The organism is Clostridium sp. YIM B02555, assembly GCF_022320955.1.
Lineage (GTDB): Bacteria > Bacillota > Clostridia > Clostridiales > Clostridiaceae > Clostridium > Clostridium saccharoperbutylacetonicum.
Genome location: NZ_JAKJJY010000001.1, coordinates 226740 through 250213, shown reverse-complemented (window position 1 = coordinate 250213; position 23474 = coordinate 226740). Strand labels below are relative to the sequence as shown.

The window sequence follows — 23474 nt, the reverse complement described above, 5'->3', positions numbered from 1 at the left end:
CTTTTTCATCATTTCCCTTTAATTTTTAGCCATATTTATTATTTGCAAATAATTAAAAAATAATATCTAAATTAATTAAAAATTTATTTTTAATAACACTCTTTAAGTATATTACTAATATTATTTTAATATTATTTAATAAAACAACTTTTCTTAATAGAAAATTTGTTTTATTAAATATTCACCATATAAAGGAGTGTTTTAATGGGGACTGAAATTTTATCTTTACAAGAATCTAATCTTTCACCTGAAATTATAAAGCAATATGTTTTGCCATACTATAGATTAGAGAACGCCCTTGTGTCAGTAATCAAATTTAAAGATACAGATAAGCAAAGAGCTGTATATAAAGTTCGTTTTAAAGAAAAAAATTATTGTTTAAAAAAAGTTTATTATAATATAAATGATTTACTTTATGTATATTCTGCCATCGAATGGTTATATAGAAACAACATAAGAGTCCCTAAACTTTTACCCACTATTGATAACAATAGATTTGTATCTTACCAAGGTATGCTTTTTATATTGACACCATGGATTGAAGGTGAAAAGTGCAATTTCGATAACATAAATCATGTTTTAATATCTGTCAAAAAACTTTCCACTATTCACTCACTGTCACGTAATTTTCAGCCTATTTTAGGAGGTTCTCAAAGAGAAGGATTTGATGATTTTTACATATCAACCTTAAAGCATTTTCAAGATTTGCTGAAAGCTTCGAATGAAGCATTTAAGTTTAAAGATACCTTTTCGAGATATTTTATTTCAAGTTTTGAAACAAATTTGCGTCTTGCACAAATTTCATTAGATATATCAAATAAAATTGATAATTCCAAGTTAAGTAAGTCTCTATGTCACGGTGATTATGTAAACAAAAATTTAATTTTCCCTCCTGATTCAGACCCGTGGATAATAGATTTTGACAAATGTAAAATGGATTATAGTTCAAAAGACTTGTCATATTTCATGCGTAGATTACTTAAACGTGAAAATACAAAATGGAATGTTGATTTAGCCTTATCAATATTAAAAACTTATAATGAATCTGCTCCATTAAATGAATCAGACTTAAGATATATATTATCTTATGTTTGTTTCCCACAAAAATATTGGAGAATATCAAGGGATTACTATAATAATATAAATAAATGTAATAAATCGGCTTTCTTAACTTTACTTTCAAATACAATTTCAAAATCAGATTCTCAATATGAATTTGCTTTAGAAATAATTAATGCTGTACAAAAAAATTTTAATGCAAATTTATAAAATTGACACTGAAAAACAAAGCTTTTTCAGTGTCCTAATTACTAATTTGTTTATATATAAAATTGTACAACTTACTAATTTTAATGTTAAAAATAATCCGAAAAATATGGTTTTTCTACTGGTATTAATTGTTCAAGAATTCTCAACATATAATATTCTGTTTTTATTCTTCCACACTCATATAGAAATGTAGGGCGCTTATAGCCCATTAACATAGTGGTTAAGGTTTGAATATCCATTTCTACCAAATTAGCTGCATATATGTCATCAGTCTTTTCGCAAATTGTTTCTTCCTCTTCCCAGTAAAGCATAAACACTCCATTATTCCATTCAGCAATTGGATCATTTATTTTTAAACTTATTTTTATCTTTTGAGATATCTCTAAGAATGTATATTGTAATATAAATTCTTTTACATTTATAATTCTTGCCATAAAATATGGCTCAATAGTTTCAACTATTTCACTATCTTCAAATAAAAATGCCATTGGTTCTCCTGAGAAATTATTTCCTTTTACTTCGCTTACCATAGAATAATGCGCACTTATATAATTCCAAATTCCATGCCGTGCTTCAGTATTTAAATAAACCATTTCTTTAATATAAAAGGTGTCATTCCTTATATAGTAAATAAGATAACCAAGTGGTTTATGATTTTTAGTATAATAAATAGCTGCAATAATATCATCACTATCCCAACGCCAATATTCATCCCAAGCTAATTTATCCCTAATCATTGCTCCATGGCGCTGCATAGAATAATAATCATGTACATTTAAGAGATCTTCACATTCTAAGTCTACCCTCTCCATCATACCATCTACAGGTCTTTTTTTAGGTAGCTGAGAATCTTTTATTCTAAAAGTTATTTTATCTGAAATAATTTCCCAACCATGTTTTCTATACAGAGGAATTGAGTAAGGATATAAGAATGAAATATATTGCCCCTCTTTCTGCATGTGAAAAATTGCATGTTTTATTAAGGAATGTATTAAGCCTTTACCTGTATACTCTGGATAAGTAGCAACTCCAGTTACTCCTCCCATTTTACAGATATTATCATGAATATTAACTTTCATTGAATATACCACAATCATCGAAGCTAATCTGTCATGATAAAACCACCCAAGCACATATGCATTTTTAAGAATAGGCATCTTTGCATGCATAATTTGATCCTCTGTCCATCCAGTATGCAAAAGTTCATCCATTGTTATCTGAAAAGCATAACGTAAAAGGCCATTAAACTGCTCTAAATCATCTTCAGTTAATTTTCGCATTTTAAAATCACCATATGCTTCAATGAAATTATCCTTATTTTCCATAACTCCTCCATGTTTTATATCAAAAATCAATACCAAATATAAGTATATAATTTATTATACCTTAATACTCACTATTATAGTTTACATTTTATAGAAAAATAAGAGATTAGAACTTAACTTATAATTTTCAAGTTCCAATCTCTTAATTTTTTTATACTAAAAATTTATTTATTCTAACTCATTTCCATTGGTTCCAATAACTTTTTTATACCAATTGAAAGATTTTTTCTTTGTTCTCTTAAGTGTGCCATTTCCATTATCATCTTTATCAATATAAATGAAACCGTATCTTTTCTTCATTTCACCTGTACCAGAACTAACCAAATCAATAGCAGACCACATGGTATATCCAAATAAATCCACATTATTTTCTATAGCTTTATTCATTTCTACAATATGGCTTTTTAAATAACTAATTCTATAATCATCATTAATACATCCATTATCATCTATTTCATCAACCGCACCTAATCCATTTTCTACAATAAATAACGGAATTTTATATCTATCATAAATTTTATTTAATGTATATCGAAGTCCTTTGGGATCAATCTGCCATCCCCATTCACTTGCCTGCAAATATGGATTTTTCACTCCGCCCAGTAAATTTCCAAGCGTAGTCTCATGCCCTTCTTCTGTTGTTATACAATTGCTCATATAATAGGAAAATGAATAAAAATCAACGCATCCTTCTTTTAAAATCCTCTCATCATCTTCTTCAAAAGTAATATCAATATTATTCTTTTTAAAATAATCCTCTATATAATATGGATACACACCTCTCACTTGCACATCTGCGCAAAAATTATTGATAATATTATCTAATTCTTGTTGAAGAAGTAAATCTTCTGGTCTGCAAGTTAAAGGATACATAGTAATATGTGCAATCATACAGCCAACTTTAAAATCCGGATTAATTTCATGTGCTACTTTTACAGCCCTTGCACTTGCTAAAAACACATTATGTAGAGCCTGAAAACGTACTTGGATATTATCTAAAGGATTTGCAATCTCCTCATCTTCCTGATGCAATATTCCTAATACCTCCAAGTTTCCCATTGGCATAGTCCCAAAATTAATTTCATTAAATGTAAGCCAATATTTAACTTTATCTTTATAACGTTCAAATACAGTCTTAGCATAGCGCTCAAAAAATATAACAACCTTACGATTTGTAAATCCTTGATATTCCTTTACTAAATTATATGGAATTTCAAAATGACTCAAGGTTACCAAAGGCTCAATTCCATATTTTTTACACTCATCAAATACATCATCATAAAATTGTAAGCCTTCTTCATTTGGCAGAAAATCATCTCCATTTGGAAAAATACGGCTCCAAGCTATTGATAAACGAAAAACTTTAAAGCCCATTTCTGCAAATAATGCAATATCTTCTTTATAATGGTGATAAAAGTCCACTGCTTCGTGACTTGGATAATTTACTTCTGAGAGTATCTTAGAAGTAAATTTTCTATTTTTATTAATTGAACCTGCTGTTAAGTGATCACATATACTTTCTTTTTTACCAGCTTCATTCCATGCACCTTCACATTGGTTTGCGGCTACAGCGCCACCCCATAAAAATTCCTTCGGAAACATTTTAATTCCTCCTTCCTCCTAATTATAGTAAGACTATTAAATCTTTGCCTGCATTAATAGAAGAATTGCTATTTACTACTACAATATCTAAATAATCGTTTGTATTTGTTACTAAAATTGGTGTATCCAATGAATACCCTTCCTTTATAATAGCTTCTTTATCAAAAGTAATTAATAAATCACCTTTTTTTATCTTATCCCCCTGTTTTACATGGGTTTCAAAATATTTTCCTTCCAATTGTACTGTGTCCATTCCAATATGAATTAATACCTCACACCCCTTATCAGATAGTAACCCAATTGCATGTTTAGTTGGGAACATTGCCATTACTGTTCCATCAAATGGAGATATAACTTTTCCTTCATTTGGTTCTATAGCTACTCCCTTGCCCATGGCTCCGTTTGCAAACGCTGCATCTTTAACTTGGTCTAAAGATTTTAAAGTACCAGTCATTGGAGAAGCAATAACTTCTTTCCCATTTTTATCTTCATCTTTTTTAGTGATTTCCGTTGTAATATTTTCTCTATCTTTAAACTTAATAAACGCTACAACAAATCCAATTACAAATGAAACAGCAGTAACAATTAAACACTTAACTAAACTTGCCCCTGGTTGTTCAGGATCTAATAATGCAGGTATTTCAAAAATCCCCATCCCAGCCATTATATGATATTTAAGTCCAAAGAAAGCAGTCATTCCTCCAGCAATTGCACCACAAATACATGAAAGTATAAATTGTTCTATTCTTGGTAACAAGATTCCATAAATTGCTGGTTCAGTTACACCAAAGAAGCCTGATACCCAAGCTGGTAAAGCAATTTGTTTTAAGGCCTTATCTTTTGTCTTTAACCAAATTGCAAAAACCATACCAGTAGTACTAAAGGTTACAAATGTAGTGAATCCCAAAATTGGGTCAGGAATACCAGCTGCAATATTAGCAACACATAGGAAAACTAAAACAATATGAACTCCAAAAATAATTAATACCTGCCACAATCCACCAACAAAAACTCCGGCCAAGATAGGATTTAATTGGTACACATATAAAACTGTATCAGATACTATTTGTGCAAGCATATTTGCAAATGGACCTATAACAACAAAGCCTAATGGAACTGAAATCAATAATACAAGCATTGGAGTAATAAATGTTTTAACCATATCAGGAATTACACGATTAAAAAAAGTTTCTAATGGCTTTGCAATTGCAACAATCAATATAACTGGTAATAGCGTTGAAGTATAATTTGCATTAACCACACGTCCAAATAACTGCATATCTACATTATTGATTGTTGGATAACATAAGGAAGCACCAATAATTAATCCTAAGAAAGGATTCATATTAATTTTCTTTGCAGTATTATATCCAATTACAATTGGTAGAAAATAAAATATAGAATCGCCAATTGCATTTAATAACAAATAAATTCCATCAGTATTAGAATATAATCCAAGATAAGATATAATAGAGTTCAAGCCTTTTAACATACCACATGCACATAATAATGCTATTGAAGGCATCATTATACCTGTAATTAAGTCTAAAGCTTTTTCTTTTAAGGTCATTTTCTTTTCTTGAGGCGCAGGTGAAGCTGAAGAAATATTTGCAGCCTTACAAACTTCTTCATATACCTGTGGTACATGATTTCCTATAACAACCTGATACTGCCCAGCACTATGCATTACAGTAATCACACCATCCATACCTTTCAAAACCTCATCATTTGCAAGACTTTCGTCTTTCAAATTAAATCTCAACCTAGTAACACAATGTAATAGGCTAATTATGTTGTCCTTTCCACCAACATTTTTAATAATGTCTTTTGCTAATGATTCATACTTTCCCATTTTAATTCCTCCATTTTTCTTTTTTATTTGAAATATGAAGGTATAGCCAACTTAATGTCACCATCCAGTCATAAGACAGCCTTATAAACAATTCTTTCAATATGAATAGTCAAATATAATTTTTCATCATTAGATATATCATAATCATACTTTGTTTTAATGAACTTACTTATCTTCTCAGCACATTCATATGAATTCACATACTTTGTTTTTACTGCATAAAGCAAGTCATCTTGTGCATCATCAAGATAAGTTTTTCCTTCCAATAGTCTTTGCGCAAAAAATTTCAAGTGAGTAACGAAACGATAATAATATACTGAATCTTCATTAAAATAAATATGAAAATTATATTTTACTATATTAGATATTTCTGATATTATTTCTGTAATTTTCTGCATATCTTCAGCATTTTCACTCAATACTGATTCAACAATATGTATTGCTGTAAATCCAGCCTCATCATCAGGCAGTCTCACTGAAAATCGCTCTTCTATCATATCAAGAGCCTTCAATCCAATTTTATATTCATCTTTGTAGAATCTTTTTATATCCCATAGAATAGCATTTTTTACTGAAATGCCATCTTGGTAACGTTTTACTGCTGCATATAAGTGATCAATTAGAGAAATATAAATCGTATCGTTTAAGGTCTTATCTAAAGCTTTAGCAGCATAGTTTATAATTTCCTCACCCAATTCAATATATTCAGATGGAATATATGTCATCATTTCTTGAAACTTATTATTAACCTCTGGATCAGATAATATAAATACTTTATCTATCTTGCTTACGTCGACTTCTTCACCACACTTTTTCTTGAATGCAAGCCCACAGCCCATAACAATTTTTTCTACACCTTTTTCATCTTTAATTACTACAGCATTGTTATTAAAAATTTTATAAATTACCATCATACACCACCCTTTATAGTAATTTTATTTTATCCATTTAGTATTAAATATAAGTATTATACTAGCATTCCGATGTTTCACTTTTGTATAAAAAAATACCTGCTTATATTTCATTACGAATAATATTTCATAATAATATATAAACAGGTATAGCTTGCTCGTGCAATCACCATCCACTAACTTTATTATAGTATAACAAATAACTTTTGACAATATAAATTTTAGCAAAGATTTATTTAAACAAATAATAATTAAATAGGGTATTGTACTTAAAATCAATAATGAAATTAAGTTACAATACCCTATATTTTCTAATTAGTTATATAAACACGATATCCACTAGTATTATTTGTATTTGGAATTGACACATTAATGGTTCCATTAGTCACTGGATAACTCTTTGAAAAAACTAAATTCGTACCACTTACAGGAGTATCTTTACTTTTCCAATCTACTTTTTCTACTTTAACATTTGCAGATGCTCCAATAAAGGATGGAAGTTTATTTATACTTACATTAACAGTTCCATCATTAACACCACCTAAAAGTACACTTACATACTTATTATTTGAATCAACACAAGCAAAACCATCTACTCCATTGCTATTATCATTTTGAGGTGTTACATTAACCATACTGCCTGTCATATCTCCATACCATTTATAAAACCACCAGCCAGCACCTTTTTGTGTATCAGAGGCCATAAGACTTCCTAATCTACCTGGTGCACCTGTCCACCACCATGAAATGCAAGCAGAATCTACTTTATTACGTTCAAATTTCGCAATAAAAGGTGCTGATGCGCCTGGCTGTCCCTCAGCATTATGATCACTATCACAATATTCATTTATTGAAATTTTCTTTGCTGGTATTCCAAGTGTCTTTTCTAATGAATTCAAATCTTTAATGTCATTAGAAATATTTTTACTTCCACCAAGTTCATGCCAGCAAATTACATCTGGAACACAATTATTAGCCTTACAAAAAGCTAGAAAATCATTCATCCTGTTATGATTATAGTAAGAATAAGAAGGTCCTATAATTTGGGCTGTTGAATCTAAGGAACGTATCAATTTATAAGTTTTAAGCCACAAGTCATTAAAGCTTACTGAAGTACTTTTCCAGGTACCATCTGGTTCATTCCATATTTCATATCCATAAAAATCTGAGTATCCAGAAGCTTTCTTTTTATTAATTACATTAGTGACTTTACCAATCCAATCATCCATGTTTGTAAAAGCATACGGCCACTTTGGATATATATCTGCTAGCCTAATCATGACTTTTCCAGTTGTATTAGTAAGCCTTCCAGCCACTGGTATAGCTGCTCCTATTGGTTGCTGATTTTGCGATCCAGCTAAAGCTGGATTTGTGAAAACATTTGGCTTAAGAGGTGCTACAATCTGTGAAATATCACTTGGTTTACTCTCAGTAATTCCATAGAGCGATCCACTTGCGCAATGAGTTACTCCCCTAATTGTAGTTCCACAATCAACGTTTAAAGTACTAGCTGCAAAAACTGGTTTTCCTGGAATTACACCTGCCGTTAAAATAATTGACAAGCTTAATACCATTCCAATAAATTTCTTTTTCATACATTAATTCTCCCCTTCCATTGTTACATTTATATTTTTTTCTCATTATTTAATTTTTCTATTTACCACCTCCCTTCATCCATAAAGTTTATCTTTTTCTTATAGTTCTCTTACCCACACCGTCATCTCACCAACATTCCGATTTGCCCATGCATAATATGGAATGAATTTTATAGTAGAAGGTATATATTCTTCCTCTGCTTCATATCTATAAAGTTTATTTAACCATTTTTCACTATTTACAAGGCGTTTTCCCTCGGTTTTTATCACTACGATACTACCTAGCAAGCTTGAATCAAAACTTTCTTCAAATTTAGCTTCTTTTGGTAAATATATTTCATGGAGATTAGAACCATTATCTGCTTCCTCTAAACAATAAACTAAAGGACCTCTTTGTATTGCAACTTTGCCTATATCTGCTCTTACCAATGGATTTGCTTTCATTCTTAAAATAGGCATTTTTAGAATAAGTACAATTTCATCAGAAGGATTCCATTCCCTTTTAAGCATTACATATCCATTAAGCGTTCTTTCCTCTATATCTACAACTTGATTATTCACCTTAATTTTAGCCTCTGGGCACCAGCTTGGTATTCTTAAAGCCAATGTAAATTTTATTTCTTCCTCAGTAAGCAATTTTATTTTTATTTCTTCCTTCCACGGATAATCTGTTTCTTGAATAAGCTTTATCTCATTGTCTGCTAAACTTATAGACGCTTCTCCGCCAATATATAAGTTAGTATATATAGTTTCTTCATTTACAGTATAAATATATTGACCAAGTGACGTTAAAGTTCTTGTTATATTAGGAGGGCAGCATGCACAAGTAAACCATTTTTGTCTTCTTGGTTTAACATGGTGCTTTGTTGGATTTTTTTCACAAGCTTCTGGACTTACCTCAAGTGGATTTACATAAAAGAAACTCTTACCATCCTGTGCCATTCCTCCAATTATAGTATTATAAAAAGCTCTCTCCATTACATCTGCATATTCACTTTTTGGCTCAATCATCAACATTCTATGAGCAAAAAAAGCTAAACCAACAGAAGCACAGGTTTCTCCATAAACCATATCATTAGGAAGATCATAATCAAAAGTAAAGGATTCTCCTATGGAAGTTGAACCAATCCCTCCAGTTATGTACATCCTTTTTAAAATAATATTTTTCCAAAGCTTCTTACAAGCTTTGAATAATTCTACATCTCCAGTTTCTGCAGCTACATCAGTCATAGCCATGCACATATATACAACCCTTACAGCATGACCTTCCGCCGATTCCTGTTGTCTAACTGGCAAATGTGTTTGAAAATAGGTTTTTCCCCACTCTCTTTTTACTCCACCTTGCCAAAAATCTTTTCTTCCTCTTTCTTCCCATTGCATATCAAAAAAATCTGGTTCTGCTCCACGTTCATCTAAGAAATATTTGCTTAAATTAAGATACTTCTTATTCCCGGTAACTTTATAAAGCTTAAAAAGTGCTAATTCTACTTCTTCATGTCCATCATAACCATGAATTTTACCTTCTTCTGGACCAAATGTATCACTGATATAATCGGCAAACTTACATGCTATATCTAAAACCTTTCTCTTATTTGTAGCATTATAATAGGCTACTGCGGCTTCAAAAAAGTGACCAGCGCAGTATAATTCATGGCATTCAGCTAAATTCCTCCATCTATTTTCTGGTTCCTTTAAAATAAAATATGTGTTTAAATATCCATCTGGTCTCTGCGCCATTTCCAAAATATCAATAACATCATCAGCATTTTTTTCTAGCTCTGGATCAGGATGAGTTTGAATACTAAAACCTACTGCTTCAAGCCACTTTGATACATCACTATCTTGAAATACCATCCCATGAAACTCTCCAGTTTCAATTCCTGCAGCTATACGAAAATTTTTTAGTGCATGGCTGGGTTCTGCATCTGGAATCCTATCATTAATAGCCTCCCATTGGTATGGTATAACTACTTCTCTTGCAAGCTTTCTATAGTGTGACCAAAAATTATCCTTTATTTTTACATTACTTAGTGGGATTTCTTTTGTCACTTTTCTTAGTCCACTACTATTTTCAAATAAATCTTTCATACTTTATTCCTCCTGCAGTACTGCTATAGAATATCCGCGTCATTTTTAAGAAATACTGGAATAATCTCAAGTGGGGCATCATAATTAATCCATTGTCCTCCAGTTAATATTTGTCCATTATTTACATCCTTCCACTTAGCACCTTCTGGTAGATACACTTTTCTTGATGTGCTACCTTTATAAAGTATTGGTGCCACAAGAATCTCTGGACCAAACATATACTGATCTCCAATATCCCAACAAAGCTTATCATGAGAAAAGTCATAAAATAATGGTCTCATAACTGGAGTTCCTTTTTCATGTGCCTCTTGCATGATTTTAGTAATATAAGGCTTCATTTTTTCACGGATAAACATATATTTTTTAAAGATCTCATATGCTTCTTCACCATAACTCCATACTTCATTAGCTGCACCACTAGCACATAAACCTCCACCACTAGTTCCAAGAGGTTCAGAGTGCGGTTCACGGTCACCATGTAATCTGAAAACAGGACAGAATACTCCATATTCAAACCAACGGATTATACATTCTCTAAAATCAGGCTCATCTGGATTTCCACCATGAAAGCCTCCTATATCTGTTGTCCACCAGGGTATACCTGCTATACCCATATTTAATCCAGCAGCAAATTGATTTCTTAAAGATTCAAAACTTGAATCGATATCTCCAGACCATACAAGAGCACCATAGCGTTGGCTTCCTGCCCAAGCACATCTAAGTAAATTAATAATATTTTCTTGGCCTTCTTCTTTCATACCATCAAAAAAAGTCTTTGCATACATTGCTGGGTAAATGTTACCTATTTGTTCATTTGGTCCCAAATAATATCTATAGTTATCAAAATCATAAACAGAATACTCAGGTTCTGCTTCATCAAGCCAAAATATTTTTATACCTTTATCATAATAATTTTTCTTGGCTGTTTTCCAAACAAAATCGCGGGAATCTGGATTTGTAGCATCATAAAAAACAGTATCTCCTAAAAAGTCCATTGTTGTTCTAATTCCTCTATCAGTCCTTACTAAATAACCCTTTTCACGCATCTTATCATAATTTTCACTTGTTTTATCTACTGTTGGCCATATAGAGACCATTAATTCAATTCCCATAGTCTTAAGTTCTTTAATCATAGCATCAGGATCAGGCCAATAGTCTAAATCAAATTTCCATTCTCCTTGCTTTGGCCAATGAAAGAAGTCAATAACTATAACTGAAATAGGAAGACCTCTCCTTTTATATTCACGAGCTACTTCCAATAATTCATCTTGGGTTTGATATCTTAATTTACATTGCCAAAATCCCATAGCGTAATCTGGCATCATTGGAACTGTTCCAGTAGCTTTTGCATAAGCTTCTTCTATTTCTGCTGGATTATCTCCAGCTGTTATCCAATAATCTAACTGCTTTGTTGAATTAGCTACCCACTCAGTAATATTCCTTCCAAAAATAACCTTTCCAATACCAGGGTTATTCCATAATAATCCATAACCTAAATTAGATAATACGAAAGGTACACTAGCTTGTGAATTTCTCTGTGCAAGCTCTAATATACAATTTTTTAAATCTAAATTAGGTTGCTGATATTGTCCCATACCAAATAACTTTTCATTAGGATTTGACTCAAATCTCATGGTCAAGGTATAGTCACCACCAAGGATAGGCTTAAATTCGCGTGCATCAATATTTAACGCGCTACAAAACGTCTTTATATTATTTCTATTTCTTACGTATTCCTCTAAAAGAATATCACCTTTTTGATTATAAAAAGTAAGCTTTCCACCTGCATCAATCTCAGCTCTAATTTTTCCATTTTGTATGCATGCTTCATTACCATCAACCTTAATTTTAACGTCATTACTACTCTTTTGTGGCAATAAAGCCCACTCATTATCTATAAGTTCCGCCTGTTTTATACTGCGTATACGAAAGCTGTTTTCCCCACAAGGTTCAATATATAGTTTTTCAGAATCATACTGACGAATTAATTTATTTCCTTCTACTTTAAAAAAGCTATCATTATCAAAATTAAGCTTATTTTCAGAATCCATGTTTTTCACTCCAATCTTAATCAAATTTGAATCTTTGCATTGGATACTTCATGAAATTACACTTTATGACTTTAATTTAAAATTACATTAATCCAAATCTTTATTCTAACGATTACATAACTATAATAACTATCCCTTAACAGCACCATTAGTTAATCCGCCAATTATATATTTTTGAAGGAATATAAATATTAAAACAACAGGTAAAACCAAAAGTACTCCATAAGCCATTATGGCATTCCATTGTATTCCATACTTACCCATAAAATTATATATACTAGCTGTCATTGTCCTCTTTTCAGGACTAGTCAAAAATGTAAGAGAGTAAGCTAAATCTCCCCAAGCATATAGAAAAGAAAAGGCTCCAGTCATTATTAATCCAGGGTAAGATATTGGAAGCATTATTTTAGTAAAAGCAGTAAAGGTATTACAGCCATCTATTTTAGCTGAATCTTCAAGTTCCTTTGGTAATGCCAGAAAATAGGTTCTCAAAATAAGTACTACAAACGGCACAGATATAGTTGCATCTGATAGTATAGGAGCCCAAATATTATCTAGCAAATGTAAATTCTTATACACTAAAAACATTGGTGTTAATATCAATGCAACTGGAAGCATTTGTGTAGTTAAAAATATTATAATAAATAGCTTTTTTCCTCTCATTCTAAACCTTGCTAACCCATATGCTGCCGGGATAGCCAGTACACATGACAAAACCATTGAAGTAAAAGCAACTTTACAGCTATTTAAAAAGGCAACTAAAATATTATTTTTATCAGTAAATTGTGATGTGTAGCTTTCTAAAGTAAATTCTTTAGGTATGAAAGTTGGAGGTGATGCAAAAATTTCAGCGTTAGTTTTAAATGAACTTACTATAATCCAATAAATTGGAAAAAGCATAATACATGCTATTAAAATTGATACGCAACACAATATTATATTCTTCTGTTTATCTTTAAGCACTATATTCTTCATTATCCCATCACCTCATCTTCCTTTATTAATGAAAGATATCCTAAACTTACACAGAATAAAATTGCAAATAATATATTAGCAACAGTAGCACCCTTGCTGAATGAAAATTGTGTGAACGATAATTTATATGCAAAGGTAGACATTAACTCAGTACTATTTACTGGCCCACCATTGGTCATAACAAATACTAAATCAAATACCTTAAAAGTATATATAAAACCAAGAACTAAAACAGATAAAATTGCTGGTTTTAATGATGGCAATGTTACTTTAAAGAATCTTTGAAAAACATTAGCTCCATCAACTTTAGCAGCTTCATATAATGAGTAAGGAATATTACTTAACCCAGTTGTTAATAAAAGCATATTAAAAGGAATTCCAACCCACGAATTAGTCAATATAACCGAAAACATAGATGTTTTACTATCTATTATCCATCCAATGGGTGCTGAAATTAAATGAGCTTTCATTAACAACTCATTTATTATTCCGCCACTAGTACTGTACATAAATTTAAATAATAGCGCAGTTACTGTCATTGGTATAAGATAACTTACTACCATAAGTCCTCTGAGGGGTTCAGCTATTTTAAACTTCATATTAAAAAGTAAAGCTAAGCCTAATCCTATAATGAATTGTATTGATATACTTCCTAATGTGAAAACTAAGGTATTCCAAATACTGATTGTTAGTGTAGGATCCTGAAATACTTCAATATAATTTTTAAATCCAACAAAAGGTTTAATTGGCTGACTAAAGGTTGTTACATTTACATCTCTAAAACTTAATATAAAATTATAAATAATTGGGTACCCAACAAAAGCTAACATAAATATTAATGCTGGTAACACAAATAAATATCCTTTTCTTTCTTCTCTAATAAATTCACTACTATATTTACTTTTCAAAACTGTTCCACCTACCTTGCTTCAATTTCAAGATGCCTTTAAATAAGTTCAAAGGCATCTTAATTATATTAAGTTTTATTTTTTATTTAACACATCATCAATCTTAACTTGGGCATCTTTTGCTGCTTGTTCCGGTGCCTTTGCATTTGTAAAGCTTTCCTGTAATGCAGTGGACATAGCATCAGATATTTCAGGCCATTTTGGATGTGGTCCTCTTGGCATAGCATATTGTAATTCATCTAAAAATACACTCATAATTGGATCTTTAGTTATCTTATCATTACTTTCAGCAATATCTTTTCTTGGAGGAATATAACCAAAATCTGCACAATATTCATTCATATTATCTTTTTGTTGAGTAAATTTTATAAAATCCCAAGCTTCTGCTTCATGATGTCCTTTAATAATTCCCCAGTTTTCTCCACCTAAATCTGATGCAAATACTTTATCTTTAGGAATTTTTACAACTCCCCACTTTAAGTTTGGTGCATCTTTCTTAACTGTATCTATAATCCATGGCCCATCTGTAATTATAGCTGCTTTATTGGTTACGAATTGTTTTTCTAAATCATTTTGTGTCCAATTTATAACTTCTTTACTCATTGATCCATCTTTTATAAGATCAGTAAGATATTGAAGAGAACTTATACCTGCTTGACTACCAATTTCGTTGAATTTAGCTCCAGTAGAAAGTAGCCATGGAAGATACTGAAAAGTGCCTTCTTCATTTTTAGGCGTAGCTATTGCTAAACCATAAGTATCTCCTTTGGTCAATTTTTTTGCTGCATCCTTTAATTCAGCATAAGTTGTTGGCGGCTCTACACCTGCTGCACTTAGCATGTCCTTATTATAGAATAAGGCTAAATCATTACTTCCAAGTGGAATCCCATAATACTTTCCATCTAATTGACATGATGAAATTGGCCCTGGATAAAATTGATCCTTACCTTCATAAGAATTCATCTTATCAGTAATATCTGCAAATAATCCCATTGCTGAAAATGAAGCCATATCTGGATTATCAACTAAACCAATATCAGGTAATTTATCAGCAACAAGTCCTATTGTAAACTGCTTAGTAAGTTCAGCCCTTGGTACAAATTCAACCTTAACTTCTACCTTATCTTGAGACTTATTATACTTATCAGCAAGATTTTCCATAGCCTTTTGTTGCTGTTGTCCATCAAAATAATGCCATACTGTAAGCGTTGTCTTTTCGGCCGTATCACTTTTTCCTGCAGATGTAGTTGTTGTACTACTTCCACATCCAATGAATATACTTGCTGACATAACCGTAGCTACTAAACAAGTTAACAATCTTTTAGTTTTCTTCATTTTATTTACCTCCTAAATTTTTATCTATAATAACATTATCTACAATATAATCTTACTCCTTGAAAACGTATTCTAAAATTCTATTATCATAAAAAAAGTGTAAAATTATAACATCAATTTTACACCTTCTTACTTAATAAAACTTCATGTATTCTTTTGGTGACATACCTGTTGATTCCTTAAAAACTTTACAAAAATATTTAGAATCACTATATCCAACCTTCTCAGCTACCTCATAAATCTTAATTTTACTCGTTGTTAATAATTCCTTAGATTTATCAATTCTAAATTCTCTTAAATAATCTGAAAAACTTTTTCCTAACTCCTTTGTAAATAATCGACTTAAATATTCTGGTGTTATACTCATTCCACTTGCTATTTCTTCTAGAGAAATTTTATCACTATAATACTCTTTTATATAATTAATTGTCTTTCTGACAATTAGTGAATATGGTATGAGTTCTTCATTGTTTTTTTTACATGCTTTCCCAATTATATAATTCAATCGTTCTTCTAACTCACAAAATGTACAGCTCATTTTAATAGTATCTAGGATTCCTTCATTATTAAATTCTGTATAAAGATCATTATTACAACTTTTAGAGACACTCAGAATTGAAAAAATATATTTACTGCAAACCTCAATAACATTTATTGGATCATAAATATCTGATTTCAAATATGAAATAAATTTTTTATTAGCGTCTACTAGTTTTATCTTATCATTACTTTTTATTGCCTTTAAAACTTCATTTTCTATTTCTCTAGGATAATTGCACTGACATATTTTTAATTTAGAAATCAATGCTTCATATATGATTTCATCATTACCAAGTACAATTGGCCATCTAGACAATTTCTGAAGTTTGCTAAATGATTTACCAATTTCACTAATATCATTCATATTAATAACACTTATAGTAGTTCTATAAAATCCACGTGCTTTAAATGAGAATAATAAATTATACTTTAATATCTTTACAAGCTCCTCAAAAGCTATTTGGGTATTTATCAAAATTGGTAGATATCTATATTCCTTTAATACTGAATAATATACAACTTCAATTTTATATTTTTCCATAAAATCATTCATTTCCTTGGATCTTAATTCAATTTCATCTTCATATTTATCTCCTAAATACAAATTTACAAGATAAATATTTTTTTCTTTATCCAATTTACTTTCAATAATCTTATATAGCTCCTTTAGGTTATTACTTTTATTTAATAATATTTGTCCTAGGATTTCTTCCTTAATCATCTCATCATCAAAAGTTACAGATTTTTCTTTTTTTAAATTAAATTTTCTTTCAATCTGTTCCATACTACTTTTTAAAGCACTATAGGTTATTGGTTTTAATAAATATTCCTCTACCCCTATTCTTATACTTTTTTGGGCATACTTAAAATCAGAATATCCACTTAATATAATAATATACGGATTCTGACCATCTTCTTTTATTTTTTCAAGCATATCTAATCCATTTAATTTTGGCATTTCTATATCAGTAAATATGAGATCTGGTTTGTGTTCTTTTGCTAAAATTAGCCCTTGTTCTCCATCGGAAGCTTTTCCACAAACAATATAGTTATTATTAATCTTTCCTAATAAATTCCCTAATCCTTCTCTAGCATTAATCTCATCTTCTACAATCAAAATTTTCATAAGTCTCCCTCCTAAAACTGCAATGAAATGAGCAATGTTATTATAGTTCCTTCTCCTTCAAAACTCTCTATGTTAATTTCAGCATTATCACCATAATAAATTTTTATTCTGTCATATACATTTTTTAATCCTATATTTTCATCTTCATCCTTTCCTAATTTTATGTTTTTAATTATTCTTTCAAGTTTTTCTTCTGAGATACCATTCCCATTATCCCCCACTATAATTTTTATAAAATTATTTTGAAATTTATTAATATTAACTTTTAAGATTCCTCCATCATTATGTCCTTTAAACCCATGAATAATTGAATTTTCAATTAATGGCTGTAATATTAATTTGTGAATTCTACATCTTAAAATCTCTTCACTTACATTTAAATCCAACTCAAAGCTGTTATTAAATCTAATCTGTTGTAAGTATACATATTTTTTAAGCCATTCAACCTCGTCATAAATAGTAACTTCTTTATTTATATCTCCGATACTATATCGTAGTATTTGTGCAAAATTTCCTATGGTATCACTAACTTCATAATTTTCATTTTTAATTGCCATCCAATTTATACAATCCAAAGTATTATATAAAAAATGCGGATTAATCTGTGCTACAATTGCCTTTATCTCAGCTTCTCTTCTTTTGTTTGATATTTCAATAATATAATTACTTTGCTTTTTAATATCTTCCACTAAGATATTTATTGTTGATAACATTTCATTGAACTCCTCACCAATAAATGCTAACTCATCTTCTGTATCGAGTTCTATCTTCACGTTAAAGTTACCTTTTTTAGCTTTTTTCATACCACTAACAATGATTTTAACTGATTCATAGAATTTATTTGAAAATATTATAATAACACCCATTACTATTATTACTATCACAGCCAATAATGCTAATGTTAAGTTTCTTAATAGGTTGACTTCATAAAACAAATTATCCTTGTCAACAATATTGATTACCTTCCATCCAACACTTTCTATGGAAATACTACTAACTGAAATATTTCTATTTGTAAAATTAGGTATTGAATATACTAATTCATTTAACGTTTCATAGCTATCTTTATCACTAATCTCTTTACTAGTATAATCTTTTACAAAAGTTCCGATATACCTTTTGTCTTTAAATGATATAACTCTTCCTTCATCATCAATTACAACTGAACACATATTTATTTTATCTTCTGATGAATTTTTCTTATCCATATTCACATTACATACATCTGATAAGACCTGCTCATCAAAACTCATAATAATTATACCAACCTCTTCCTTAGTCCTAATATCTCTAACTTTTAATCCCATATGAAACATATACTCCGACTTCCCGCCAATATAACTATTAGCAGTGGTAGGTAAAATAACTGGCGTATTACTATTTAAAATTTTAAAGTAAATTTCAGCTTTAGAAGAATCACTATATGCATTCCAAACTCTGTTATTTATGCCTTGATTACTTTTATCATAATATACGTTTCTTCCATCCTTCCCCACGAAAGTTATAGCTCTTATCTGACTTCTAGAATATGAGTAAGATCCAAAAATATCTCTAATTTTATTAATTGATGCTGCTTTTTCAAATTCATCACCATTGTTGAACATATTCTCTAGCCCCAAACAATCATTATCTACTGTAATCCTATACAAAGTATCTTTATAATAATTCATATCTGTTTCTATATTAGTTTTTACGTAAAATAGATTTCTATCTGTGAGGCTTGTAATTTTTTTTTCTAGATAATGCTGCGATAGCTTGTACAAAAATACTTGACTAAAAATAATTGGTATAATAGAAATAATTATAAATATAGTTAGTAATTTTGCCTTTATACTATAACGTTTCCAATTTGAATACCCTTTAATATTATTTTTTATATAATTAAAAAGTTTCATTATAATATCTCCTTAGATATATGTTATATACTTTAAATTCTAAATATGTTAAATATATCACTTCTAATTCTTAATTTAATGGAACCATACTAATACATAAATGTCAACTTGCGAATTTAACTTTAGACACATGTAAAAAAATGAGTTATAAACAACTTCTAATATATAGTATTCTATAGATTTATAAACTTCAATATAACATTTAACAAAATAAGGTATTGTACTTAAAATCAATAATGAAATTAAAATACAATACCTTATATTTAGTTGTATAATCTTACATAAAAACTCATTATAGTTCAATTAATTCATTAAATACGAAGATTTCGAACTAACTATTGCTCTTGAAATTGGTAAATGTAATTCCAGTTAAGTGTATATCATATTATAAAAAGCAAATTCTAATCGTATTTAAGCACAACCATTCCTGAATAATCTTTAATATTTGCTTTGCTTAATTCAAGTTCTCCATACTCTTTTGCTTTTAGTCCTGAGGCTGAAATGAATTTATCAACCTTACTAAATATATAACCTGCTATCCCTAGTGCCTTTGTCCTGTAGTGCATAGGAATAACAATTGTTGGATTTAACTGCTTCATCACTTGAACTGCATCAAATGCATTAATTGTAGCTAAACCACCAATAGGGAGAAGTAATATGTGAACATTTCCTATCTCCTCTATCTGATTGGCATCTAGAACATGTCCAAGGTCACCACAATGACAAATATTTATATCATCAATATTGAAGTTATATACAGTATTTTGTCCTCTCTTAGACCCAGAGGTATTATCATGAAATGTTTGGATACCTTTTATTTCTATTCCATGTTCGTAAAAATCGCCTGGCTCATTTATATGTATAAAACTATTCTTGACTACATTTATATTATTATGGTCCTTATGATTGTGACTTGTAGATACTATATCAGCTTCCATTTCAGGCAATTCATAACCAAGCATTTTCTTATATGGATCTGTTAATACTTTTATTCCACTTTCAGATGTTATCATAAAACATGATTGACCAAACCATTTAATTTTCATCTTAATCCTCCAATCCTTTTTGATATTTAAGTTTTCATTTTATTTTAATGATGAAATTATTTCTTTTGTCGTTCTAATTTTGCCAATCCTAGGAAAGATGTATTTGCAGACATAATCATGTTCTTCCTTTGTTACTGCAGTCATAGCATCTTCCACAAAAATTTGATTATAACCATGTTGATATGCTTCCCTTGCTGTAGTATCTACACCAATGTTAGTAGAAATCCCACCTAATATAATAGTGTCAATTCCTCTACGTCTTAATTGTAAATCTAGATCAGTACCATAAAAAGCTCCCCATTGCCTCTTTGTAATAATATGGGCATTCTTAGTGTTAGCTATTTCAGGTACAAGGTTATCCCAGCCTTCTGGATATTTCATTCCAACAACTTTTGAATCAGTTTTCGGTTTAACCATATCTTTACCGTCTATAGTAGAAACTCTTACTAAAACTATAAAAGTTCCTTTTTCACTAAACGCATTAACTAACTTGCTTGCATTATGGATAACCTCCTCACTTGTATAAGGTGAAGGTTGAATTTCCCTAGCCGTAATTCCGCTTTGTAAATCTATAAGTACAAGAGCACTTTTTTCTGCATTAATAAATTTATTTTCATTTAATTCTAGATTTTCCACATTAATATCTCCTTTTTATTTTATTTTTTTATAGAATTAATTATCTATTAAATAGGAATTGTTTAATACTTCTTATAAAAATTAGTCATCCAACATTAATAATATTATTCTTTTAAATTGAGTTTTTTATAAACCTTAAAGTATACCCAAATTGCATTTGCAAGTAACAATGCACTTGTGATAAAAAATACATATTGCATTCCTAAAATTCCTGCAATCTGCCCTCCTAAGACTGAACCTCCAAATACCCCCAAATATCCTGCTGACATGTTAAAACCAAATACTCTGCCAGTAAGAGAAGACGGTGTTATTTTTTTCAATATAATATTAACAGATGGATTAAGCCCTGCAGATGCTAGTCCTAATAGAAATCGAAGTCCCATTAACTGCCAAGTATTTTGTACAAAAGCTTGTGGTATAAAAATAATCACTGCACCTATAAGGCATGCTAACATTACTTTATGAGCTCCTATCTTATCTGAAAGTTTTCCAAGTCTTGGAGCCGCAATTATATTGGCAAGGCCAGAAGCTGAAAATGTAATTCCAGCTAAAAGTGCAATATGTGAACTGTTATTAGATAACTGCTTAACATATATAGTCACGATTGGTTCTACAGAATACAATGCTACAGATAATATAAAGAAAGTTAAAAACATCGTAACAGTTAAGCTTTTTTGAGGAACAGTACTCCAAACTTCTTCAATAGTAAGTACCTTTTTCTCTTCTCTAACAAATGATTCTTTTACAAATATAAGCGTTGTAATAAATGAAATTAAAAGTAAAGCCCCTGTTATGAAAAATACACTTTGTAGTCCTAATATCTCATCTATAAAACCACCAACTGTTGGGCCAAGTAAAGAACCTGCAATACTTGCTGTTGATAGTGTACCTAACGCATACCCTGCATGTTCCTTATCAGTTTGAGTTGCGATCAATGCAGTACAAGCTGTACTATAGCCAGTAATTACACCTTGAAGTAGTCTTAAACCTATGAGTATATAAACGTTTGGTGCAAAACCCATACACCCTATAGTTATTGCCATACCAAGGCTTGCTCTAAGTATCATTGGTTTTCGTCCATATTTATCAGCTGCACTTCCCCAAATTGGTGAAAAAATAGCTGAAATTATAAAAGTGATCCCAAAGGCAATTCCTGAAATTTTTGTAATTGTTGCTGCATCTTGAACACCAAGATGTTGTATGTAAAGTGGTAATACTGGGGCAATCTGACTCATTCCTATAGCAGCCACAAATATCCCAAACCAACATACTATTAAATTTTTCTTCCACATTTCCATGAATATACACCTCTCTTTTGTATAAATTAATATGTAATACAATCTTTTCATACTAATTATTCAATTAGATTTCGCCACTCTAACAAAATATTGCGTAATAGTAATATTAGTAAACAAAACAATAGCAAGTTGCGCATTTTTTCTTAATTAAATTTTTCCCTATCCCAAGATTAATTATAAACTACATTTATTAGTTTGTAAACTACAAAATATAGTTTATTATCTATAACTATAATTTGATAAATATGTTTTGCAATGTTAAACTACTATTAAACCGTAAGATTATAGGAGTGAAAATCAAATGCAAAAAAGAAATTTAACCAAAGAAAAAATAATTCAAGTTTCTTTTTCTTTGGCAGATGAAATTGGTCTTAATCAACTTACCTTCCAAAAAATTGCTGAAAAATTAAATATAAAACATCCTTCTTTATATAATCATTTTACTAATATGGATAGTCTTAAAATTGAAATGACAGTATATCTTTTAAATGAATTGAATCAAAAATTAATGCAGAGGTTAATTGGTAAGAGTGGCGATGAGGCGGTAAAAGAATATGCTAAGGTTTATAAAGAGTTTGCTTTTGAAAATACGACCGCTTATAGACTTTTTGTGAGTATTCCAAGTACTGAAAACTCAGAGTTATTTAATTTGGCAAAAGGAACTACTCGTATCATTCGTCAGATTTTAGAGTTTTACATTAAGGATGAAATCCGTTTGGTTCATAAAAGCCGAACTTTAAGAAGTCTTTTGCATGGTTTTGTCTCATTATATTCATTTGGATATTTTCATAATAATGAAGTAACTTTAGATGAGAGTTTTGAATCTATGATAGATGACTTTATTTCATCCCTTTCAAAAAAATAAATTAATCACCTAAGGTATTACTTAAAAATTAGTTTAATAAAAAATAGAGTATAGTAACTTAAAATTATTAATGAAATTAAGTCACTATACTCTATTCTTTTATAGCATAATAATCATTATTTAATAGACTATTATATCAAGCTTTCAGATTAAAATT

17 protein-coding genes are annotated in these 23474 nt (G+C 30.0%); 2 read left to right on the top strand and 15 right to left on the bottom strand.

Annotated features, from left to right (window positions below; all coding sequences use genetic code 11):
• Window positions 1–204: 204 nt before the first annotated feature.
• Window positions 205–1269: a CotS family spore coat protein gene (locus L3B98_RS01080; protein ID WP_015391058.1), complete on the top strand. Its 1065-nt coding sequence runs from the start codon at window positions 205–207 to the stop codon at window positions 1267–1269.
• 86 nt (window positions 1270–1355) lie between these two features.
• Here L3B98_RS01080 and L3B98_RS01075 read toward each other — a convergent pair whose 3' ends face one another.
• The 15 genes from L3B98_RS01075 to L3B98_RS01005 all read right to left on the bottom strand — a co-directional run bounded on the left by L3B98_RS01075 (window position 1356) and on the right by L3B98_RS01005 (window position 22452).
• Window positions 1356–2594, bottom strand: coding sequence for a GNAT family N-acetyltransferase (locus L3B98_RS01075; protein ID WP_015391057.1), 1239 nt, complete (start codon window positions 2592–2594; stop codon window positions 1356–1358).
• Between the two features lie 168 nt (window positions 2595–2762).
• A complete protein-coding gene (locus tag L3B98_RS01070; RefSeq protein WP_238915214.1) occupies window positions 2763–4196 on the bottom strand; it encodes a 6-phospho-beta-glucosidase in 1434 nt (477 codons plus the stop codon).
• Between the two features lie 22 nt (window positions 4197–4218).
• A complete protein-coding gene (locus tag L3B98_RS01065; RefSeq protein WP_238915212.1) occupies window positions 4219–6048 on the bottom strand; it encodes a beta-glucoside-specific PTS transporter subunit IIABC in 1830 nt (609 codons plus the stop codon).
• 68 nt (window positions 6049–6116) lie between these two features.
• Window positions 6117–6959, bottom strand: a complete 843-nt coding sequence (locus L3B98_RS01060; protein WP_238915211.1) for a PRD domain-containing protein — start codon at window positions 6957–6959, stop codon at window positions 6117–6119.
• Between the two features lie 311 nt (window positions 6960–7270).
• Window positions 7271–8554, bottom strand: coding sequence for a beta-xylosidase (locus L3B98_RS01055; protein WP_238915207.1), 1284 nt, complete (start codon window positions 8552–8554; stop codon window positions 7271–7273).
• Between the two features lie 99 nt (window positions 8555–8653).
• Complete coding sequence (locus L3B98_RS01050) at window positions 8654–10642, bottom strand: beta-L-arabinofuranosidase domain-containing protein (RefSeq protein ID WP_238915206.1); 1989 nt, start codon at window positions 10640–10642, stop codon at window positions 8654–8656.
• A 23-nt stretch (window positions 10643–10665) separates the two neighbouring features.
• Window positions 10666–12693 carry a glycoside hydrolase family 31 protein gene (locus tag L3B98_RS01045; RefSeq protein ID WP_238915203.1) on the bottom strand — a complete coding sequence of 676 codons (2028 nt, stop codon included), beginning with the start codon at window positions 12691–12693 and terminating at the stop codon, window positions 10666–10668.
• Window positions 12694–12822: 129 nt separating this feature from the next.
• The gene (locus L3B98_RS01040) at window positions 12823–13668 is read right to left on the bottom strand and encodes a carbohydrate ABC transporter permease (RefSeq protein WP_077360805.1); all 846 of its coding nucleotides are present in this window, start codon (window positions 13666–13668) and stop codon (window positions 12823–12825) included.
• Window positions 13668–14576 carry a sugar ABC transporter permease gene (locus L3B98_RS01035; RefSeq protein WP_015391049.1) on the bottom strand — a complete coding sequence of 303 codons (909 nt, stop codon included), beginning with the start codon at window positions 14574–14576 and terminating at the stop codon, window positions 13668–13670. Before L3B98_RS01035 ends, L3B98_RS01040 begins: the two co-directional genes overlap by 1 nt.
• Before the next feature lie 75 nt (window positions 14577–14651).
• A complete protein-coding gene (locus tag L3B98_RS01030) occupies window positions 14652–15911 on the bottom strand; it encodes an ABC transporter substrate-binding protein (RefSeq protein WP_238915202.1) in 1260 nt (419 codons plus the stop codon).
• A gap of 133 nt (window positions 15912–16044) precedes the next feature.
• Window positions 16045–17577: a response regulator gene (locus tag L3B98_RS01025; protein ID WP_238915201.1), complete on the bottom strand. Its 1533-nt coding sequence runs from the start codon at window positions 17575–17577 to the stop codon at window positions 16045–16047.
• Window positions 17578–17588: 11 nt separating this feature from the next.
• A complete protein-coding gene (locus L3B98_RS01020; RefSeq protein WP_238915200.1) occupies window positions 17589–19472 on the bottom strand; it encodes a histidine kinase in 1884 nt (627 codons plus the stop codon).
• Between the two features lie 401 nt (window positions 19473–19873).
• Complete coding sequence (locus tag L3B98_RS01015) at window positions 19874–20518, bottom strand: MBL fold metallo-hydrolase (RefSeq protein WP_238915199.1); 645 nt, start codon at window positions 20516–20518, stop codon at window positions 19874–19876.
• A gap of 39 nt (window positions 20519–20557) precedes the next feature.
• Complete coding sequence (locus L3B98_RS01010) at window positions 20558–21154, bottom strand: isochorismatase family protein (protein WP_238915198.1); 597 nt, start codon at window positions 21152–21154, stop codon at window positions 20558–20560.
• Window positions 21155–21258: 104 nt separating this feature from the next.
• Window positions 21259–22452, bottom strand: coding sequence for a multidrug efflux MFS transporter (locus L3B98_RS01005; protein WP_238915197.1), 1194 nt, complete (start codon window positions 22450–22452; stop codon window positions 21259–21261).
• A 301-nt stretch (window positions 22453–22753) separates the two neighbouring features.
• Here L3B98_RS01005 and L3B98_RS01000 point away from each other — a divergent pair, with 301 nt between their 5' ends.
• Window positions 22754–23317, top strand: a complete 564-nt coding sequence (locus L3B98_RS01000; RefSeq protein ID WP_077360790.1) for a TetR/AcrR family transcriptional regulator — start codon at window positions 22754–22756, stop codon at window positions 23315–23317.
• Window positions 23318–23474: the final 157 nt, after the last annotated feature.